General features: G+C 64.8%; 19 protein-coding genes. 13 read left to right on the plus strand and 6 right to left on the minus strand.

The genetic code is table 11. The annotated features are described in order from the left end of the window. The first annotated feature begins 45 nt into the window (after window positions 1-45). A complete protein-coding gene (locus ACVISU_RS38595; RefSeq protein ID WP_050402279.1) occupies window positions 46-960 on the plus strand; it encodes a DMT family transporter in 915 nt (304 codons plus the stop codon). 273 nt (window positions 961-1233) lie between these two features. Further along, a complete protein-coding gene (locus ACVISU_RS38600) occupies window positions 1234-2034 on the plus strand; it encodes a PilZ domain-containing protein (RefSeq protein ID WP_083992158.1) in 801 nt (266 codons plus the stop codon). On the opposite strand, the gene ACVISU_RS38605 is transcribed toward ACVISU_RS38600, so the two are convergent. Beyond that, on the minus strand, window positions 2027-2428 hold the full coding sequence (locus ACVISU_RS38605; RefSeq protein ID WP_456710432.1) for a DUF4260 domain-containing protein: 402 nt from the start codon (window positions 2426-2428) through the stop codon (window positions 2027-2029). The two genes, ACVISU_RS38600 and ACVISU_RS38605, sit on opposite strands and share 8 nt — an antisense overlap. A gap of 160 nt (window positions 2429-2588) precedes the next feature. On the opposite strand from ACVISU_RS38605, the gene ACVISU_RS38610 reads away from it, so the two are divergent. From ACVISU_RS38610 to ACVISU_RS38620, 3 genes are all read left to right on the plus strand, one after another. Then, window positions 2589-4121: an acyl-CoA carboxylase subunit beta gene (locus ACVISU_RS38610; protein ID WP_253608234.1), complete on the plus strand. Its 1533-nt coding sequence runs from the start codon at window positions 2589-2591 to the stop codon at window positions 4119-4121. Window positions 4122-4226: 105 nt separating this feature from the next. Continuing rightward, a complete protein-coding gene (locus ACVISU_RS38615; RefSeq protein WP_050402281.1) occupies window positions 4227-4574 on the plus strand; it encodes a hypothetical protein in 348 nt (115 codons plus the stop codon). A gap of 213 nt (window positions 4575-4787) precedes the next feature. Continuing rightward, complete coding sequence (locus tag ACVISU_RS38620; protein WP_347336835.1) at window positions 4788-5150, plus strand: BA14K family protein; 363 nt, start codon at window positions 4788-4790, stop codon at window positions 5148-5150. Between the two features lie 973 nt (window positions 5151-6123). Here ACVISU_RS38620 and ACVISU_RS38625 read toward each other — a convergent pair. Continuing rightward, window positions 6124-6453: a cupin domain-containing protein gene (locus ACVISU_RS38625; protein ID WP_456710433.1), complete on the minus strand. Its 330-nt coding sequence runs from the start codon at window positions 6451-6453 to the stop codon at window positions 6124-6126. Window positions 6454-6708: 255 nt separating this feature from the next. Between ACVISU_RS38625 and ACVISU_RS38630 the strand changes: the two genes are divergently transcribed. Then, entirely contained in the window at window positions 6709-7041 is a 333-nt protein-coding gene (locus ACVISU_RS38630) for a twin-arginine translocation signal domain-containing protein (RefSeq protein WP_456710434.1), read from the plus strand. A 70-nt stretch (window positions 7042-7111) separates the two neighbouring features. Here the strand turns inward: ACVISU_RS38630 and ACVISU_RS38635 are convergent, their stop codons facing one another. Together ACVISU_RS38635 and ACVISU_RS38640 are read right to left on the minus strand one after the other, a co-directional pair. Continuing rightward, window positions 7112-7378, minus strand: coding sequence for a GCG_CRPN prefix-to-repeats domain-containing protein (locus ACVISU_RS38635; RefSeq protein WP_050402285.1), 267 nt, complete (start codon window positions 7376-7378; stop codon window positions 7112-7114). A gap of 308 nt (window positions 7379-7686) precedes the next feature. Then, the gene (locus ACVISU_RS38640; RefSeq protein ID WP_456710435.1) at window positions 7687-8382 is read right to left on the minus strand and encodes an ArsR/SmtB family transcription factor; all 696 of its coding nucleotides are present in this window, start codon (window positions 8380-8382) and stop codon (window positions 7687-7689) included. Window positions 8383-8472: 90 nt separating this feature from the next. Here ACVISU_RS38640 and ACVISU_RS38645 point away from each other — a divergent pair, with 90 nt between their 5' ends. From ACVISU_RS38645 to ACVISU_RS38655, 3 genes are read left to right on the plus strand one after another with little or no spacing between them, the layout of a single operon-like run. Beyond that, window positions 8473-8781 (plus strand): NIPSNAP family protein, encoded by a 309-nt coding sequence (locus ACVISU_RS38645; protein WP_456710436.1) that lies wholly within the window; start codon window positions 8473-8475, stop codon window positions 8779-8781. Window positions 8782-8813: 32 nt separating this feature from the next. After that, complete coding sequence (locus ACVISU_RS38650) at window positions 8814-9164, plus strand: antibiotic biosynthesis monooxygenase family protein (protein ID WP_050402288.1); 351 nt, start codon at window positions 8814-8816, stop codon at window positions 9162-9164. A gap of 56 nt (window positions 9165-9220) precedes the next feature. Continuing rightward, window positions 9221-10039, plus strand: coding sequence for an isocitrate lyase/PEP mutase family protein (locus ACVISU_RS38655; protein WP_456710437.1), 819 nt, complete (start codon window positions 9221-9223; stop codon window positions 10037-10039). A 63-nt stretch (window positions 10040-10102) separates the two neighbouring features. On the opposite strand, the gene ACVISU_RS38660 is transcribed toward ACVISU_RS38655, so the two are convergent. Then, on the minus strand, window positions 10103-10543 hold the full coding sequence (locus tag ACVISU_RS38660; protein WP_456710438.1) for a hypothetical protein: 441 nt from the start codon (window positions 10541-10543) through the stop codon (window positions 10103-10105). A gap of 145 nt (window positions 10544-10688) precedes the next feature. Here ACVISU_RS38660 and ACVISU_RS38665 point away from each other — a divergent pair, with 145 nt between their 5' ends. Then, complete coding sequence (locus ACVISU_RS38665; RefSeq protein ID WP_050402291.1) at window positions 10689-11330, plus strand: trimeric intracellular cation channel family protein; 642 nt, start codon at window positions 10689-10691, stop codon at window positions 11328-11330. Between the two features lie 24 nt (window positions 11331-11354). On the opposite strand, the gene ACVISU_RS38670 is transcribed toward ACVISU_RS38665, so the two are convergent. Continuing rightward, complete coding sequence (locus ACVISU_RS38670) at window positions 11355-12581, minus strand: cytochrome c (RefSeq protein ID WP_050402292.1); 1227 nt, start codon at window positions 12579-12581, stop codon at window positions 11355-11357. A 243-nt stretch (window positions 12582-12824) separates the two neighbouring features. On the opposite strand from ACVISU_RS38670, the gene ACVISU_RS38675 reads away from it, so the two are divergent. From ACVISU_RS38675 to ACVISU_RS38685, 3 genes are all read left to right on the plus strand, one after another. Continuing rightward, window positions 12825-16319 carry an indolepyruvate ferredoxin oxidoreductase family protein gene (locus ACVISU_RS38675; protein ID WP_456710439.1) on the plus strand — a complete coding sequence of 1165 codons (3495 nt, stop codon included), beginning with the start codon at window positions 12825-12827 and terminating at the stop codon, window positions 16317-16319. Between the two features lie 169 nt (window positions 16320-16488). Beyond that, window positions 16489-17646, plus strand: a complete 1158-nt coding sequence (locus ACVISU_RS38680; protein WP_050405615.1) for a thiolase domain-containing protein — start codon at window positions 16489-16491, stop codon at window positions 17644-17646. After that, window positions 17646-18035 carry a Zn-ribbon domain-containing OB-fold protein gene (locus ACVISU_RS38685; protein WP_279706606.1) on the plus strand — a complete coding sequence of 130 codons (390 nt, stop codon included), beginning with the start codon at window positions 17646-17648 and terminating at the stop codon, window positions 18033-18035. Before ACVISU_RS38680 ends, ACVISU_RS38685 begins: the two co-directional genes overlap by 1 nt. The last annotated feature ends 121 nt before the right edge of the window (window positions 18036-18156 follow it).

Here is an 18156-nt window from a genome sequence, read left to right on the forward strand (position 1 = left end):
CCAGCCTGCCGTCGCTATCGTCGCCCGCGAAAGACGAGGTGCGCGATGAGCGATTCGAAGACGTTGTCGGGCAAGTCGTGGTCGGGCGAGGGCAGCAGCGGCAGTGCTTCGCTGGAGGGCTGGGGTAGCGGGCTGCTCGGCGTGATCATCTTCAGCGGCTCGCTGCCGGCGACCCGCGTCGCGGTCGGCGGGTTCACGCCGCTGTTCCTGACCTCGGCACGTGCCGCCATCGCGGCGCTGCTCGGCGCCGCACTGCTGGCGGTGCTGCGGCAGCCCTGGCCGCAGCGCAAGGACCTGGTGTCGCTGACCATCGTCGCGCTCGGCGTCGTGATCGGCTTTCCGCTGCTGACCGCGCTGGCGCTGCAGCACATCACCTCGGCGCATTCGATCGTGTTCATCGGGCTGCTGCCGCTGTCGACAGCGGTGTTCGGCGTGCTGCGCGGCGGCGAGCGGCCGAAGCCGCTGTTCTGGCTGTTCTCCTGCGTCGGCAGCGCGACGGTCGCAGCCTTCGCTCTGTCGGGCGACGGATCGGCGTCGCTGACCGGCGATCTGCTGATGGTCGCCGCCATCATCGTCTGCGGCCTCGGCTATGCCGAGGGTGCGGCGCTGTCGCGGCGGCTCGGCGGCTGGCAGGTGATCTGCTGGGCGCTGGTGCTCTCAGTGCCAGTGGTGCTCGTGATGACCATCATGACATTGCCGCCGAGCTGGCAGGGCATCGGCGCGCCGGCCTGGCTCGGGCTCGCTTACGTCTCTGTTTTCAGCATGCTGGTCGGCTTCGTGTTCTGGTATCGCGGGCTTGCGCTCGGCGGCATCGCCAGCGTCGGCCAGTTGCAGCTGCTGCAGCCGTTCTTCGGCCTCGCGCTGGCCGGGCTGCTGCTGCATGAGCCGGTCGCCTGGTCGATGATCGCCGCGACCATGCTGGTCGTCGCCTGCGTGGTGTTCGCGCGAAGGTTCGCGTAATCTCAATCAGCCCAGCTTGCACAACGTCTGCAGGAAATCGCTGACCGCCTTGCGGGCCTGGCGCGCAGTGGGTTGCCGCCGACAAGGCGCGCGATATAGGCCTTGCTACTCGCAACCGGGTTATAAATGGCCGAACTGTAAAGCGCGCGCTAACCATGCCAAGTGGTAATTCATCCAGCCGGCCGCGAAGTCCCGCACTGTTACGGATCGGGTTTCAGCGATCATTAAGCAGAGCTGCCCACCTTGCGCGCTGACGCGACGTGAGAGGGGCTGATGACCTTCAGGTTCATGGCGCCTGACACGATCAGGTCGGCAAGCCAGCGCGCATTGTTGGAACAGTGGGATCAGCTGGCCGCCGGCCGGCCCTTTCCCGCATTCGCCGAATTGAAGCCGGATCCGGCGATCCATGATCCGCGGCAACTCGTGGCATGGGCGGTCGAAGGCGAGGGCCGGCTGCGCAAGTTCCGCGCGATGTATCAGGGCGAGAATGTTGCCGAGGCGTTCAATTCCGCCTGGGCCGGCAAGACGATGGAGCAGGTGGTTTCGATGTCGCTCCGGCGCATCACGCTCGGACCGGCCAAGGAATGCGCCGCGAGCGGCTGCGCGGTGTACATGGTGTTCTCCACCATCGATGCCAACGATCAGCAGGTCGATTGCGAGCGGCTGCTGCTGCCGTTCGGCGGCGGCAACAAGGTCGAGCATCTGCTGGCGTCGCTGCAATTGACCGTGGTCGGAAGCAGGCCCCGCATCGTCAAGCATTTCGACATGCAGGCGGACGTGCGATTGCAGGGCAAGATCAGGTCCGGCTTCTCGACCGGCGCGACCAGCGAGGCCGGCGGCGACCAGCGCAGGGCCGCCAGGCGCACTGTCGCGCGGGCCGCGCGGATCAGCTTCGCCCGGCGCAGCATGACCTGCATCGTGCGCAACCTCTCCGCGACCGGCGCCGCAGTCGAGACGACCGATCCTGCCGCGATCCCCGACAGCTTCCGCCTCGTGCTGGAGATGGAGGCCACCGAACGGTGCTGCCGTGTGGTGTGGCGCAGGAAAGGCCGGATCGGCGTCCGGTTCAGCTGAGCTTTCCGATCCGCCCGAGATGGGTGAAGCCAAAGCCGGCCGAATATTTCAGCCCATAGCCGAGTGCGCGGTCGATCCCGATATGGGCAAGCCAGATCATCGCGATCGAGAGCACCAGCGGTCCTTCGCTGGCAAAGCCCAGCGTCATCAGCGCCACCGGCGCCAGATAAGTGTGGGCGGCGTTGTAGGCGATGGCGCCGGCCCGCGGGCTGATCAGGTAAGCGGCAAAGCTGATGTCCGGCACCAGGAACAGCAGGACGTAAACCAGCCAGGAACCCTCCCACTTGTAGTAGAGCACGGTCATCCCGACGAACAGCACCAGTCCCTCCAGCCGGAGCAGGGAGCGCACCCCGCCGGTGGCGGCGCCGGTCTCGGCCGTGATCGAATCAGTCATCGCTGTCTCCCCAGACGTCGGAAAATCCTACCGTTTTTGCGCCCAAAGCCGGTCACAAGCGCCTTTCCGGTTCCGAAATGGCCGTGCTAAAGCCATTCCGAACGAAGCGGGCTTCAGCCCGCGCCGGGACGCGGACTGTAGCTAACACGGGCGGAAACAAATGAAAGACATCCTCGACACCCTCGAAGAGCGGCGCGCCGGAGCCAAGCTGGGCGGCGGCGAAAAGCGTATCGAGGCGCAGCACGCCCGCGGCAAGCTGACCGCCCGCGAGCGGATCGAGCTCCTGCTGGATAAGGGCTCGTTCGAGGAATTCGACATGTTCGTCGAGCACCGCTCGATCGAGTTCGGCATGGAGAAGACCAGGATCCCCGGCGACGGCGTCGTCACTGGCTGGGGCACGGTCAACGGCCGCAAGACCTTTGTCTTCGCCAAGGACTTCACCGTGTTCGGCGGCTCGCTCTCTGAAACCCATGCGCTGAAGATCACGAAGCTTCAGGACATGGCGATGAAGGCGAGGGCGCCGATCATCGGCCTTTATGACGCCGGCGGCGCGCGCATCCAGGAGGGCGTCGCGGCGCTCGCGGGTTACTCCTACGTGTTCCGCCGCAACGTGCAGGCCTCGGGCGTGATCCCGCAGATCTCGGTCATCATGGGCCCCTGCGCCGGCGGCGACGTCTATTCGCCGGCGATGACGGACTTCATCTTCATGGTGAAGAACACCTCTTACATGTTCGTCACAGGCCCCGACGTGGTGAAGACCGTCACCAACGAGGTGGTGACCGCGGAAGAGCTCGGCGGCGCGTCAGTGCACGCCACGCGCTCCTCGATCGCCGACGGCGCGTTCGAGAACGACGTCGACGCACTGTTGCAGATGCGCCGGCTGATCGACTTCCTTCCCAGCAACAACACCGACGGCGTGCCGGAATGGCCGAGCTTCGACGATATCGGCCGGGTCGACATGTCCCTGGACACGCTGATCCCCGACAATCCGAACAAGCCCTACGACATGAAGGAACTGATCCTGAAGGTCGTCGACGAGGGCGACTTCTTCGAGATCTCGGAGACTTTTGCCAAGAACATCGTCACCGGCTTCGGCCGCATCGCCGGCCGCACCGTCGGCTTCGTCGCCAACCAGCCGATGGTGCTGGCTGGTGTGCTTGACAGCGATGCCTCCCGCAAGGCCGCGCGCTTCGTGCGGTTCTGCGATGCCTTCAACATCCCGATCGTCACCTTCGTCGATGTGCCGGGCTTCCTGCCGGGCACCGCGCAGGAATATGGCGGCCTGATCAAGCACGGCGCCAAACTCCTGTTCGCCTATTCGCAGTGCACGGTGCCGCTCGTCACCATCATCACCCGCAAGGCCTATGGCGGCGCGTTCGACGTGATGGCCTCGAAGGAAATCGGCGCCGATATGAACTACGCCTGGCCGACCGCGCAGATCGCCGTGATGGGCGCCAAGGGCGCGGTCGAGATCATCTTCCGCAGTGACATCGGCGATCCCGACAAGATCGCCGCCCGCACCAAGGAATACGAAGACCGCTTCCTGTCACCCTTCATCGCCGCCGAGCGCGGCTACATCGACGACGTCATCATGCCGCATTCGACGCGGCGGCGAATCGCGCGGGCGCTGGCGATGCTCAAGGACAAGAAAGTCGAGATCCCCGCGAAGAAGCACGACAATCTGCCGTTGTGATGGAGCGTGGGGTGGGTTGGCCGAAGGCGTAACCCACCGTCTTCGTACCGCGCGGTCCGTGGCGGGTTACGGCTACGCCTAACCCGCCTTACAGGTTTCAGTCTGATGACCGAAGACGAGCCGACCGACGAGATTGCCGAGATCGAGGCGCAGATCGAGGAGCTTGCCGAAAGCGCCGAGCGATCCCGGCGGATCATTCTCGGGTCGAAGATCGCGATCGCAGGCGGGTTCGTCTTGCTGGTCGCTGCGCTGCTCGGCCTGCTCAGCTCTGGTGAGACCGCGGCGCTCGGATCGATTGCGCTCGTGCTCGGCGGCATCGTGTCGCTCGGATCGAATGTCAGCACGTTGCGGCAGACCGAGGCCGCCATCAGCACCGCCGAGGCGCGCCGCGCGCGGTTGATCGGCGGCATCGATCTGCGCCTGGTGCACGATGCGCCGCTGAAGCTGATGTGATCGACGTCACGCGTCGTTCGATGCGTATCACTGATGTGAGTGACGTCACTCTCGTTGCGCGCTGTTCATTGCCGCCAACGCACAGGCCTGCAATGTGAACAATGGAGCATTGCAACCCCGGGGTTTGTCCCCATGGAACCACACTTTCCGGATTGAAAATCCGGACAACTCCAGTAACTGGGACATTCTGCTTTTTGGAAATGGAGTTGTCCCGTGCTGTCTCGTTTTGCTATTGCCGTGATGTCCGTCACGCTGCTCGCAACATCGCTTCCGGCGAATGCCGCGCCTTTGCTTCCCAGCGATCTGCAGGCTCAGGCACCGTCTGCCACGCACAAGGTCTGGTGCCATCATGGCTATTGCGACGGCGGTGGGGGCGGCGGTGCTGCGGTCGGCGGATTGATCGGCGGCCTGATCGGCGGCGCCATCGTTGCCGGTGCGGCAAACGCTGCTGCCCAGCAGGAGGCTGCTGCTGCCGCTCAGCAGCATGATGCTTACTGCGCGCAGCGCTACAGGTCCTACGATCCCGGTACCGGCACGTTCCAGGGCAAGGACGGCCGCCGCTATCCCTGCCGGTAAGTCGGCAATCGCGAGGGCTTCGCGCCCTCGCATCGCCGCGCTTCGGCAGGTGATGGAATGAGATACTCTGCGCGACATCAGTCGCGCAGCCACTGATTGGGCCGCAGGCAAATCAAATTCGAGCGCGCCGGCTGCGGCATAGTAACCCGACGGGCAACACAGCAAAACCTGTCAACCGCCGCGCATGAAAATATTTCGCTTTATCCGAAGCGCGACACAGTATATGGTCTGCCCGTCTCGCCCGACACGAGGGGCGCTTCGCGGTCGTCACGAACGCGGGTCGAGATGCGGTGGACGCGGATTGCGCGACTGACGAGTGCGCACGAAGCGGACGGTGAAGTCGTGTGGTCCTGACGCCCTAACGGCAGGTGTCTTTTCCGATTGCGCAGATCGCGCGTTGCGAAGACGGTGACAAGCAAGCCCAGTCTCGCCGGGGAGAGCACGAAGTAAGCCGTAGCCATCGCGCAGGGAAAGCCGGGTTGTCTCCGGTTACACCTGTGGTCCTACCCCCCGAGCTTTCTACCCACTTGCTCGGGGCCCATGGGTGCGATCGGCACCCGGCTTTCCCTGCGCCCTCTATTCGATGGGAGGGTGACACGAAACGCAAAGCTCGGACGATTCATGTCGCGAGAATGCGAAGCTACATCCCCACCACAACTGTCATCCTCCGGATCGACCGGGCGATCCAGCACGCCGCGGCCTCTCGGCTCAAGCATCGGCGTCTCTGGAATACTGGATCACCCGCATGCGCGGGTGAGGACACCGTACAGGCTGTTTGAGACGTGAATCGGTATTGGCACCGTCATCGTGGGGTGCGAGCGGAGCGAGCCTCGAAGGATGCACGCCCACCAGCCGGGCCGTCGATCCTTCGAGACACCGCTTCGCGGCTCCTCCAGCGACAAAGGCCGAGCTCTTGCGCGGGGATGACGGGATTGACAGCAGCGCGCGGCGATCGCGTCGCCGCCAGCGGCACTTAATCATATTCCCCGACGCCCTGCAGAACCAGGAACGTCAGCGACGTCGTGCCGGCGTTGGTGACGAGGTGGGGGCGGGTCGGCCGCACGGCATAGACCTCGCCGGGCTTGAGGTTCACTTCCTCCTTCGGCTCCTGCAGGAACAGCCGCATCTGGCCCTCGAGCACATAGAACGTGTCGGAGATGTTGCTGTGGATGTGCCACGGCACCTTCTGGGTCGGCGACAGCTGCAGCTCCATGATGCGGAAGCCGGGGCGGGCGGCGTGCTGGGCGCGGCGCTCGACTTCGTAGAGATGGCTGGCATCCTTGATCGGTTGTCCTGACTTCATGGCGGCCTCCCGGAGATGTTCTTGTGATGCGCGATGCTAGTTCCGTTCGGTCGCGCGCGGAACGGTCGGAACGAGCATGACCGGTGCGCGCGAACGAGGCCGTCGTGTCGTGATGGTTGCGTGACGTCGCAACGTTGCGGACGCAGGGCGTCGAGTTCCATGACAACATGAATGCGAGGTTCAGCGAGCGTTCAGGTCGCGGGGAAAAAACTTGCTGACGCTGTTGATCCCGTTCAGCAACAAAGGGAAACGCTCATGGAACGCCGGAATCTTCTAAAGATGGCCTTTGCCGTCGCTACCTGTGCGGCCGCCTTCACAGCAACCGTGCAGGCAGCGCCGCTCGCACCGCTTCCTCTCAGCCGCGAGGCACAGTCGCCCGTCGATCGCGATGCGCAACCCGCTCTCACCACGGGCGACGAGGTTGGTCGCCTGAAGCCGGAACAGGTGCACTGGCATCACCGCCACTGGGGCTGGCATCATAGGCACTGGCACCACCGCCATTGGGGTTGGCACCACCGGCATTGGCACCACAGGCATTGGGGCTGGCGCCATCATCATTGGCATCATCATCACTGGCGCCGTTGGTGATGTCGACGTCACGACGAAAAAGAAAAACCCCGCGCGAAGCGGGGTTTTGTTTGTTCGGAATGCGCCGCGATCAGATCGGGCGGCAACGGCCGTAGCGCCACATGAATCCGTACGGGCAGGCGCGGACGCGCGGCGCCACCACGACGGGGCGCTCGACCACGACCGGCGGGCGAACGACAACGGCGCCCGGAGCGACGACGACGGGGCCGCGGTTCCTGACGCAGCCGCCGTAGGGGCCGCGGTGCCAGCCGGGGCCGCAGCCACCGGCAGCATCAGCGGCGCTGATGCCGGCGAAAGCGGTCGTCACCAAAACTGCTGCTGCAAAAAGATACTTCATGACTTCTCCTTCTTAATGGGCCGCGCGCGGCGGCTCCGCAACAAACTTGAGATTACCGATTCGCCCGGCCGGATCATTGCAGAAGCCTTGCCCGATGTCGCCGACCATAATGTTGCGGGCTGAATGCGACATGAATGTTGCGCATCACACCTGCGTCAGTGCGTCGCAAGCACGCTCAGCATCGTTTCAAAATATTTCGCAAGGCGCGCGTCGGATGAAGCGCACAGCGGCGAGCGCACCAAATGTATCGGAGAGCAAGACAAGCGGGACCGGAGCTTCGCGAATGACCGCGACTTGAACGCGCGATCCTACTCGCCCGCGCCGAACAGCGCGGCGAACCGCTTCTCGCCGTTCCGCGAGAAATTGACGACGCGGCTGCCCGGCGCAGCATCGCGCGCCGCCCATTTCAATTCGGTGAAGCGATCCATCATGGCAGCGCCCAGCGTGCCGGCGAGATGATGGCGCCGCTCGCTCCAATCGAGGCAGGCCTTGCACACCGGCCGACGCGGATGCGTCAGCGTATCGGCGTCGATCTGCAGCTCCTCGGCCATGAAGCGCTTGCCTTCGCCGGTCAGCTCGAGCGCCTGCTTGCTCTGGCGCACCAGCTTCTGCCGCCGCATGCTGTCGAGCATCTGCACGCCGAGATCGCCGGCGAGATGGTCGTAGCAGATGCGGGCGCGGCGCAGCGCCGGATCCTTCGGTCCGGTGCGCACGCGCATATGGCCGGCGCGGGCGGCGATGCCCTGCAGGCCCTCGAGCACGTCTGCGACGTCGGGGTCGGAGAGGCGGTAGTAGCGGTGGCGGCCTTGCTTCTCGGGCTCGATCAGGCCGCCGGCCTCGAGCTTGGCAAGATGCGAGCTCGCCGTCTGCGGCGTGATCCCGGCCTCCTGCGCCAGCTCGCTGGCGGTCAGCGCGCGGCCGGTCATCAGTGCGGTCAGCATGTTGCAGCGTGCGGGATCGCCGACCAGGGCGGCGATCCGGGAGATGTCGGGTCCTGCTTTCATAGTTCGATGATAGCCGAAGCATCGAGGTCGAGCAAGGCGGTAGTGTGCATCGTGCCGTCGCCCGCAATGACGAAACACCAGGAGGCCCCAATGACCGTCACCGCCTTCATCCGCTACCAGCTCGATCCGTTCAAGCGGGCGATGTTCGAGGAGTATTCGCGGAACTGGCTCTCGATCATCCCGCGCTGCGGCGGCGATCTGCTCGGCTACTGGATGCCGCATGAGGGCACCAACAACATCGCTTTTGCGCTGATCTCGTTCGAGAGCCTTGCCGCCTATGAGGGCTATCGCGCGCGGCTGCGCCAGGACGGCGAGGGCGTGGCGAACTTCAACTTTGCGGAACAAAACCGCTTCATCCTCGCCGAGGAGCGGACATTTCTGCGCAAGGTCGAGCTATAGTGCCTCGATAACAACATCGAGCGGAGGCGCCCATGATCGCCGTGATCTTCGAAGTCTGGCCGAAGCCGGAGCATCGGCAGCAATATTTCGATCTCGCCGCCGAGCTGAAGCCGATCCTGCAGGAGATCGACGGCTTCATCTCGGTCGAGCGGTTCGAGAGCATCACCGAGAAGGGCAAGTTCGTGTCGCTGTCATTCTTCCGCGACGAGGCCGCGGTAGAAGCCTGGCGCAACACGATCGAGCACCGCCGCACCCAGGCCAAGGGCCGCGCGCGGATCTTCGAGAATTATCGGCTGCGAGTCGCAAACGTGATGCGCGACTACGGCCTGAACGAACGCGATCAGGCGCCGAAGGATAGCCGTGCGGTGCACGAGCCGCACTAGCACCACGGAACGCGCGTGCCTATCTCTGCGCGGCCAACGACCTCAGGGAGCGACCAATGCCACTGCCAACTGCTGACAAAAGAGCCGCCTTCAAGAAGCTGCACGAGAGCGGATGCTTCATCATTCCGAACCCGTTCGATGTCGGCAGCGCGCGCGCCTTGCAACATCTCGGCTTCAAGGCGCTAGCCTCGACCAGCGCGGGCTTTGCCTGGACCATCGCCAAGGCCGACAACCGCGTCACCGTCGACGACGTCTGCGATCATCTGACTGCGATCTGCGCGGCGGTCGATATCCCCGTCAATGCGGACTTCGAAGGCGGCTTTGCCGTCGAACCGGACAAGGTCGCGGTCAATGTCGTGCGCGGCGTCAAGACCGGCGTCGCCGGGCTGTCGATCGAGGACTCGACCGGTGACACCGCCAACGTGTTGTACGAGCACAAGCTTGCGGTGGAGCGCATCCGGGCGGCGCGCAAGGCGATCGACGCCGATAACAGCGGTGTGCTGCTCACCGGCCGCTGCGAGGCGTTCCTATGGGGCAAGAAGGACCTGAATTTGGTGATCGAGCGGCTGCAGTCGTATTCCGACGCCGGGGCCGACGTTTTGTATGCGCCGGGCATCTCGACCAAGGAGGAAATCACCGCAGTGGTGAAGGCGGTGGCGCCGAAGCCGGTCAATCTGTTGATCGGCGGTGCGTCGGAGCTGACGCTACAGGCGGTCGCCGACCTCGGCGTGCGCCGGATCAGCGTCGGCGGCGCGCTGGCGCGGATGGCCTGGACCGGCGTCATGAAGGCGGCCAAGAAAATGGCCGAGAAGGGCACCTTCACCGAATTCGGCAACGGCTATCCCGGCGGCGAACTGAACAAGATGTTCAAGTAGGCCTCGCGCAAAAAAGCAGCGGGCCTGAGCCCGCTGCTGCACCGCTCACGATACGCGAGCGAGTTACTTGTTCTTGTCGCCGGTCGAATCGGACGGCGCCGCCGAACGGTCGATCTCCTGTCCGCCGGGCTTGGCGGCCGGAGGTGAAGCCGGCTGGGCCGGGGCCGCGCCCGTAGTCATGCCGGGCTGGCTGTTCGGCTTCGGCGTCACGTCGCGCATGCCGGGGGGCGCCCCGGCCGGATTGGCGGGCTGGGTCTGCGCGGTCTGCGTCGACGGCGTCGTGCCGGCCTCGTGCACCGATGTATTGTTCAACCCATAGAACAGCGCGCCGAGCACCACGGCCACCGCAACTGCGAACATCGCGATCTTGGTGCTGCTCGCCGGTCCCTCCTGGAGTTCCGGATCCGGCTGCAATTCGTTGTCCAGGCTGTTGAAGCGCGCCTGACGGCGAATTTCGTCATCGGTCAGGTTGGCGCGATACGGATCGTCAGGGTTGTAAGCCATCGTAAAGTTCCTCCGTTAGCACCTCAAAGCTAAACGCATGGGACAATGGCTGGCACAAGAGGATGTTCCGCGCCAATGTTGCAACCTGTTCATGCGGGAACCACCGATTCCTTGGGTTCCGAACCTGTTCCGTGAGGCTTTTTCAATGTGGACCATGCCGCCCACCGATTCGGTGCTGCACGTGCTCTCGTTCATTGCCGTTGCGGCGCAATCGATGACGGCGGCGCTGGCGGCCGGCAGGCGCAGCATGGATTGGGCCGGCGTCTGCATGTTAGGGGCGATCACCGCGCTCGGCGGTGGCACCATCCGCGACGTGCTGCTCGGGCATTATCCGCTGCTCTGGGTCGCGCAGCCGATTTACCTTGCCATCGCGGCGGCGGGCGCCTTCGCCACCATCCTGCTGGCGCGGCTGGTGCACCGGCTCAATCTAGCCTTCCTGGTGCTCGATGCGATCGGGCTCGTGGTGTTCACCATGGCCGGCTGCGACGTGGCCTGGCAGGTCGACGCCTCGCTGCCGATCGTGATCGTCTCGGGCATGATCACCGGCTGTGCCGGCGGCGTGCTGCGCGACATCCTCTGCAACGAGGTGCCGCTGCTGTTTCGCAGCGAGCTCTACGCCAGCGTCTCGGTGGTGACGGGGCTGTTCTATGCGACCGCATTCGGGCTGAACCTCAACCCGCAGGCCTGGACCGTGCTGACCTTCGTGCTCGGATTGACGTTTCGGATGCTGGCGATCCGCTACAAATGGGAGATGCCGAAATTCGTGTTCAGCGGCGAGGACCGCTGATCAGCTATTTCGCCATCCGCGCCTTCACTTCGCGGTCCGCGCCTTGGCGACCTCGTCGGCCGTCACGGCCGGTGCCGCATTGCCCCAGGAGTTGCGGATATAGGTCGCGACGTCGGCGATCTCCTGGTCGGTCAGCTTCGGATAGGCCGGCATCGAGCCTGCGTTCGGCGCGCGCGGCGTGGTCACGGTCTGCGCGCCGTCGAGGATGACGCGCAGCGTGCTTGCGGGATTAGCCGACTGCAGGTTGGCGTTGCCGGGTAGCGGCGGATAAATCCGCGGTGCGCCCGAGCCATCCAGTTCATGGCAGGCGACGCAGGCGCCACGATAGATCCGCTCACCGTCGCTCATCTGCGCTGGCGAGGGCGGGGTGACCTGCGGCTCCGGCGTGCCGGCCGGCAGGCTTTTGAGGTAGACCGCGATCGCGCGCACGTTGGCGTCGCTCATCTTCGAGGTCGAATTGACCACGACCTCCGACATCAGGGGGCCGGCATGGCTGTGCACATTGCGGCCGCTCTGCAGATATTCGGCGATGTCGTCTGCGCTCCATGACTTCAGCCCGCTGCGCGCGGCGCCGTCGAGCCTCGGCGCGAACATGCCCTGGACCATGCTGCCACCGAGCGCCTGGTCGCGCTTGTCGGCGCCGAACGCATTTTTCGGCGTATGGCAGGCGCCGCAATGGGCGAGGGCTTCGACGAGGTAGCGGCCGCGATTCCATTCCGCTGTCTTGCCCTGGTCCGGCTCGATGATGCCCGGCGTGAAGAACAGCGCGTTCCAGACCCGCATCACCACGCGGTAGTTCAACGGCCAGCGCAGCTCCGGCGGCGCCGTCCTGTTGCTGACCGGCGCGAGCGTCGCGAGATAGGCGCGGATCGCCAGGATGTCGTCGCGGATCAGCTTGGTGAAGGACGGGTAGGGGAAGGCGGGGTAATAATGCGCCCCGTTCGGCGCGACACCCATCCGCAGCGCGCGCAGGAAGTCGTCGTCGCTCCAGCCGCCGATGCCGGTGTCGCGATCGGGGGTCAGGTTCGGCGAGAACACGGCGCCGAACGGCGTGTCGATCCGCTTGCCGCCGGCGAACGGCTTTGCCGGGTCGACCGTGTGGCAGCTTGCGCAGTCGCCGGCGATCGTCAGCGCCTTGCCGCGGGCGACGAGGTCGTCAGTTGACGCGGCCGTGCATTCGCGGGCCGCCAACGCACTGCACAACAGCAGACTGGCCAGAATCGCGCCGGTCGTTCGATGTCGCTGCCGCATCCACTCACCTTCTGAACCTTCCGGTCCACAGGACGCGTTACGCCATTTCGTCGCGGGCCTGTCCAGCGACAGAAACCGAAACAGCGCTGCAATATTCCCGGCACGAAATTGCGATTTTTGAGCGACGGGCCCGGTCGCCCAGAATTGTGCTGCGCGGGCCGGAATATCCGACATAGACTGGTTCTAACAAGCTCGGATGACTAGCTAAAGAGCAGGCGTCGCGACCAGCGCAAAGAGGGCTAAATGGGAATCAACCAAGGGCCTATCAGCCTCGACCAGAAATACACCCAAGGCACCGGCCACGTCTTCATGACCGGCATCCAGGCGCTGGTCCGCCTGCCCATGGCGCAGATCAGACGCGACCGCGCCGCAGGCCTCAATACGGCGGGCTTCATCTCCGGCTATCGCGGTTCCCCCCTCGGCGGCTACGACCAGCAGCTATTCGCCGCCCGCAAGCATCTCGAGCAGTACAACATCAAATTCCAGCCCGGCGTGAACGAGGACCTCGCGGCCACCGCGATCTGGGGCTCGCAGCAGCTCGGCCTGTCGTCCGGCGCCAAATACGATGGCGCGGTCGGCATCTGGTACGGCAAGGGCCCCGGCGTCGACCGCTGCGGCGACGTCTTCCGCCACGGCAATGCGGCGGGCTCCGCCAAGCATGGTGGCGTGCTCTGCCTTGCCGGCGACGACCATGGCGCAAAATCCTCGACCGTCCCGCATCAGTCCGACCACGCCTTCATCTCCGCGCTGATGCCCTACCTCTACCCCTCCAGCATCCACGAAATGATCGAGATGGGCCTCTTGGGTATCGCGATGTCGCGCTACTCGGGCTGCTGGGTCGGCATGAAGGTGATCACCGAGACGGTCGAGACCACGGCCGAGATCGACCTCACCGACGAGATGACCCCGTTCATCATCCCGAGCGATTTCGAGCTGCCGCCGGGCGGCCTCAACATTCGCTGGCCCGACGACCGTTTCGAGCAGGACCGGCGCTTGCAGGACTACAAGGGCTTTGCCGCGATCGCCTTTGCCCGCGCCAACAAGGTCAACCGCATCACCATGGATTCGCCGAACGCGCGTTACGGCATCATGGCGTCCGGCAAGAGCTATGAGGACATCCGCCAGGCGCTGCGCGAGCTCGGCATCACGCCCGAGATCGCCGCCAAGATCGGTATCCGCCTCTACAAGATCGGCATGCCCTGGCCGCTAGAGCCCGAAGGCGTACGCAACTTCGCCGTCGGCCTCGAGGAGATCTTCATCGTCGAGGAACGCCGCGAGATCGTCGAGAACCAGGTCAAGCAGGAGCTGTTCAACTGGCGCGACGACGTGCGCCCGCGCATCGTCGGCAAGATGGACGATCACGACAAGCGCTTCCTGACCTTCGCCGCCGAGCTCAGTGTGGCCTCGCTTGCAAGCTCGCTCACCGAGCGGCTGCTTCGACTTAATCTCAATCCTGAAATCGCCGAGATGCTGCGCGCCAAGGCGGACTGGTTCAACGGCCGCCAGTCGTCGCAGATGCAGGCGACCGCACCCGTCAGCCGCACGCCGTATTTCTGCTCGGGCTGCCCGCACAACACCTCGACCAAGGTGCCGGAAGGCAGCCGCGCGCTCGGCGGGATCGGCTGCCATTTCATGGCGCTGTGGATGAACCGCTCCACCGAGACCTTCACCCATATGGGCGGCGAGGGCGTGCCGTGGGTCGGCATCGCGCCGTTCACCAACGAGAATCACATCTTCGCCAATCTCGGCGACGGCACCTATTTCCACTCCGGCATTCTTGCCATCCGTCAGTCGATCGCCTCCAAGGCCAATATCACCTACAAGATCCTCTACAACGACGCAGTCGCCATGACCGGCGGCCAGCGCCATGACGGCGACCTGTCGCCGCAGCAGATCACCTTCCAGCTGCACGCCGAAGGCATCCGCGAGATCTACCTGGTCTCGGAAAATCCCGACGCCTATCCGGCCGACACCATCGCGCCCGGCGTCAAGCTATTTCATCGCGATGAACTCGAGAACGTCCAGAAGATGTGCCGCGACACCAAGGGCACGTCCGCGATCGTGTTCGTGCAGACCTGCGCCGCGGAAAAGCGCCGCCGCCGCAAGCGCGGCCTGATGGAGGATCCGGCGCGCCGCGTGCTGATCAATCCTGCCGTCTGCGAAGGCTGCGGCGACTGCTCGGTGCAGTCGAACTGCATCTCGGTCGAGCCGCTGGAGACGGAATTGGGGCGCAAGCGCACCATCAACCAGTCGACCTGCAACAAGGACTATTCCTGCGTGAAGGGTTTTTGCCCGTCCTTCGTCACGGTCGACGGCGGCACTCTCAAGCGTCGCGCACCCGCTGAGCTTGGCGACATCGGTGCCTTGCCGGAGCCGGCGTCGAAGCCCGCGCTCGACCGGCCCTATAACATCGCGGTCGGCGGCGTCGGCGGCACCGGCGTGCTGACGATCGGCGCGCTGCTCGGCATGGCCGCGCATATCGAAGGCAAGGCCTCGATGATCCTCGACATGTCCGGTCTCGCGCAGAAGGGCGGCGCGGTGCTGAGCCACGTCCGGCTCTCCGAGCACACCGCCGACGTGACCTGCTCGCGCATCGTCACCGGCACGGCCGATCTCGTGCTCGCGGCCGACGAGGTCGTGGCGGTGTCGAAGGACACCATCACGCTGTGCGAGCCGAGCCGGACCGTCGGCATCATCAACAGCCACATCATCCCGACCGCGGATTTCATCCTCAACCGCGACTTCAATTTCCAGACCCGCAAGGTCAACAGCGTGCTGGAGACCGAACTGCGCAAGGACTCCACCTTCTTCGATTTCACCAAGCCGGCCGAAGCGCTGCTCGGCGATAGCATCGCGACCAACATCATGATGATGGGCTTTGCCTATCAGCGCGGGCTGCTGCCGTTGTCGGCGGAATCGATCCAGCAGGCGATCGAGGTCAACGGCGTCTCGATCAAGATGAACACGCAGGCGTTCCAGCTCGGGCGTCTGGCCGCAGCCGATCCGGCGCGGCTCGCCGCAATGATGAAGGGGCAGGATGACGCCGCCGCGCCGGTCAAGACGCTGGATGCAATGTCGCTCGACGAGGTCATCACCCACCGCATGGCGCTTCTGACCGGCTACCAGAACGCGCGTCTGGCAAAGCGCTACCGCAAGCTGGTCGACCAGGTGCGCGATGCCGCCACCAAGGGCGGCTATGGCGAAGCGCTGCCGCGCGCGGTCGCGATCAACTACGCCAAGCTGCTGGCCTACAAGGACGAGTATGAGGTGGCGCGCCTGTTCACCGACGGCCGCTTCGAGAAGCAACTGCGCGATCAGTTCGAGGGCGACTTCAAGTTCAGCTTCAATCTCGCCCCGCCGATCCTCGGCGGCGGGCTCGACGCGCAGGGCCGTCCGAAGAAGCGCGCCTTCGGGCCGTGGATGATGTCGGTGTTCAAGGTGATGGCACGGTTCCGCTTCCTGCGCGGCACGCCGCTCGACGTCTTCGGCTACAACGCCGACCGCAAGCTCGAGCGCGATCTGATCGCGGGCTACGAGAAGGATGTCGCGACGGTGCTGAGCCTGCTGTCGCCGCTCAACCACGACATCGCGGTCGAACTACTGTCGCTGCCCGACCGCATCCGCGGCTACGGCCCGGTGAAGGAGAAGGCGATCAAGGAGGCAAAAGTTCGCTACGCGCAACTCGCCGCCGACCTCGCCAACCCGCCGCCGGCGCCGCGGCAGATGGCGGCGGAGTAGGGAGCGGCATGTTCGGCGTCGTCCCGGCCTTCGCCGGGACATATCCGTTTTGAGGCGCGCATATTGTGCGCTCGTGACAGTCTCGCCTGACGGAATATTTCCGCGCTTGCCAAGGTCGCCTGGTCGGTTCAGAAAAACGCTGGAGCGAGAAACGCCAGCGGAGAGCGATTTGACCATCAAGGGCAAGGCCTACATTGCCGGGATCTACGAGCATCCCACCCGGCATGCACCCGATAAATCAACAGCACAGCTGCACGCCGAGGTCGCCAAGGGTGCGATCGAGGATGCCGGGCTGACCAAGGACGACATCGACGGCTATTTCTGTGCCGGCGACGCGCCTGGCGGGCTTTGGCCGATGGTCGATTACCTCGGCCTCAACACCAAGAAGCTGCGTCACGTCGACTCCACCGAGACAGGTGGCTGCTCCTATCTGATCCATCTCGGTCATGCTGCCGAGGCGATCGCTGCGGGCAAGTGCTCGGTCGCGCTGGTCACGCTGGCGGGCAAGCCGCGCACCGGTCCGATGCCGCCGCGCGCCTCCGGCGCCGAGGCCGATTTCGAACTGGCCTACGGGGCTACCACGCACAATGCCTATGGCATGTGTGCCATGCGCCATATGCACGACTACGGCACCACCTCCGAGCAGCTCGCCTGGATCAAGGTCGCGGCCTCGCATCACGCGCAATACAATCCGCATGCGATGCTGAAGGAGGTCGTCACCGTCGAGGACGTCTTGAACTCGCCGATGATCTCAGACCCGCTGCACCGGATGGATTGCTGCGTCGTCACCGACGGCGGCGGCGCGATGATCGTCACCACGCCGGAGATCGCCAAGAGCCTGAAGAAGCCGCTGGTGCGCCTGATCGGCCATGGCGAGGCGATGAAGGGCCCGCGCGGCGGCAAGGATCTCGACCTGACTTACTCCGCCGGCGTGTGGTCCGGCCCGCGCGCCTTCGAGGAAGCCGGCGTGACGCCGAAGGACATCAAATACGCCTCGATCTATGACAGCTTCACCATCACCGTGCTGATGCAGCTGGAGGACCTCGGCTTCTGCAAGAAGGGCGAGGGCGGCAAGTTCGTCGCCGACGGCAATCTGATCTCCGGTGTCGGCAAGCTGCCGTTCAACACCGACGGCGGCGGCCTGTGCAGCAACCATCCTGTCAACCGCGGCGGCATGACGAAGATCCTCGAGGCGGTGCGCCAGTTGCGCGGCGAGGCGCATCCGAAGGTGCAGGTGCAGAACTGCGACCTCGCGATCGCCCACGGCACCGGCGGTCTGCTCGGCGTTCGCCACGCCGCCTCAACCTGCATTCTGGAGCGTGCGTGATGTCTGAAGCCAAGAAGTACAATGCCCCGGTCACCAATCCGGAGACTGCGCCGTTCTGGGAAGCGGCGAAGGCGGGTAAGTTCATGATCAAGCGCTGCACCACCTGCGGCGAAGCGCACTACTTCCCGCGCGCGATCTGCCCGTTCTGCTTCTCCGACAAGACGGTGTGGGAAGAGTCGAGCGGCGAGGCGACGGTTTACACCTTTAGCCTGATGCGGAAGTCGCCGACCGGTCCCTATGCAATCGCCTATGTGACGCTGAAGGAAGGTCCGTCGCTGCAGACCAACATCGTCGATTGCGATCTGGAGACGGTGAAGATCGGCCAGAAGGTCAAGGTGGTGTGGAAGCCGACCGACGGCGCGCCGCTGCCGTTCTTCACGCCGGCCTGATTTTACCCTCTCCCTTGTGGGAGAGGGGGCCCTCGCTGAAAGCGAAGGCGGGTGAGGGGTTTCCCTCCGCGCGAAGAGTCTCTTTGCGGCGCGAACCCCTCACCGAAGTGAGATTGTGACG

This window comes from Bradyrhizobium sp. USDA 4452, from assembly GCF_054063575.1.

Excerpts from the sequence above, each read along its gene's own strand:
- ACVISU_RS38605 (WP_456710432.1), bottom strand. The coding sequence starts at position 2,428 with ATGACTGATTCGATCACGGCCGAGACCGGCGCCGCCACCGGCGGGGTG.
- ACVISU_RS38600 (WP_083992158.1), top strand. The coding sequence starts at position 1,234 with ATGACCTTCAGGTTCATGGCGCCTGACACGATCAGGTCGGCAAGCCAG.
- ACVISU_RS38675 (WP_456710439.1), top strand. The coding sequence starts at position 12,825 with ATGGGAATCAACCAAGGGCCTATCAGCCTCGACCAGAAATACACCCAA.
- ACVISU_RS38610 (WP_253608234.1), top strand. The coding sequence starts at position 2,589 with ATGAAAGACATCCTCGACACCCTCGAAGAGCGGCGCGCCGGAGCCAAG.
- ACVISU_RS38665 (WP_050402291.1), top strand. The coding sequence starts at position 10,689 with ATGTGGACCATGCCGCCCACCGATTCGGTGCTGCACGTGCTCTCGTTC.
- ACVISU_RS38615 (WP_050402281.1), top strand. The coding sequence starts at position 4,227 with ATGACCGAAGACGAGCCGACCGACGAGATTGCCGAGATCGAGGCGCAG.
- ACVISU_RS38660 (WP_456710438.1), bottom strand. The coding sequence starts at position 10,543 with ATGGCTTACAACCCTGACGATCCGTATCGCGCCAACCTGACCGATGAC.
- ACVISU_RS38625 (WP_456710433.1), bottom strand. The coding sequence starts at position 6,453 with ATGAAGTCAGGACAACCGATCAAGGATGCCAGCCATCTCTACGAAGTC.
- ACVISU_RS38640 (WP_456710435.1), bottom strand. The coding sequence starts at position 8,382 with ATGAAAGCAGGACCCGACATCTCCCGGATCGCCGCCCTGGTCGGCGAT.
- ACVISU_RS38595 (WP_050402279.1), top strand. The coding sequence starts at position 46 with ATGAGCGATTCGAAGACGTTGTCGGGCAAGTCGTGGTCGGGCGAGGGC.
- ACVISU_RS38670 (WP_050402292.1), bottom strand. The coding sequence starts at position 12,581 with ATGCGGCAGCGACATCGAACGACCGGCGCGATTCTGGCCAGTCTGCTG.
- ACVISU_RS38645 (WP_456710436.1), top strand. The coding sequence starts at position 8,473 with ATGACCGTCACCGCCTTCATCCGCTACCAGCTCGATCCGTTCAAGCGG.
- ACVISU_RS38630 (WP_456710434.1), top strand. The coding sequence starts at position 6,709 with ATGGAACGCCGGAATCTTCTAAAGATGGCCTTTGCCGTCGCTACCTGT.
- ACVISU_RS38655 (WP_456710437.1), top strand. The coding sequence starts at position 9,221 with ATGCCACTGCCAACTGCTGACAAAAGAGCCGCCTTCAAGAAGCTGCAC.
- ACVISU_RS38635 (WP_050402285.1), bottom strand. The coding sequence starts at position 7,378 with ATGAAGTATCTTTTTGCAGCAGCAGTTTTGGTGACGACCGCTTTCGCC.
- ACVISU_RS38685 (WP_279706606.1), top strand. The coding sequence starts at position 17,646 with ATGTCTGAAGCCAAGAAGTACAATGCCCCGGTCACCAATCCGGAGACT.
- ACVISU_RS38650 (WP_050402288.1), top strand. The coding sequence starts at position 8,814 with ATGATCGCCGTGATCTTCGAAGTCTGGCCGAAGCCGGAGCATCGGCAG.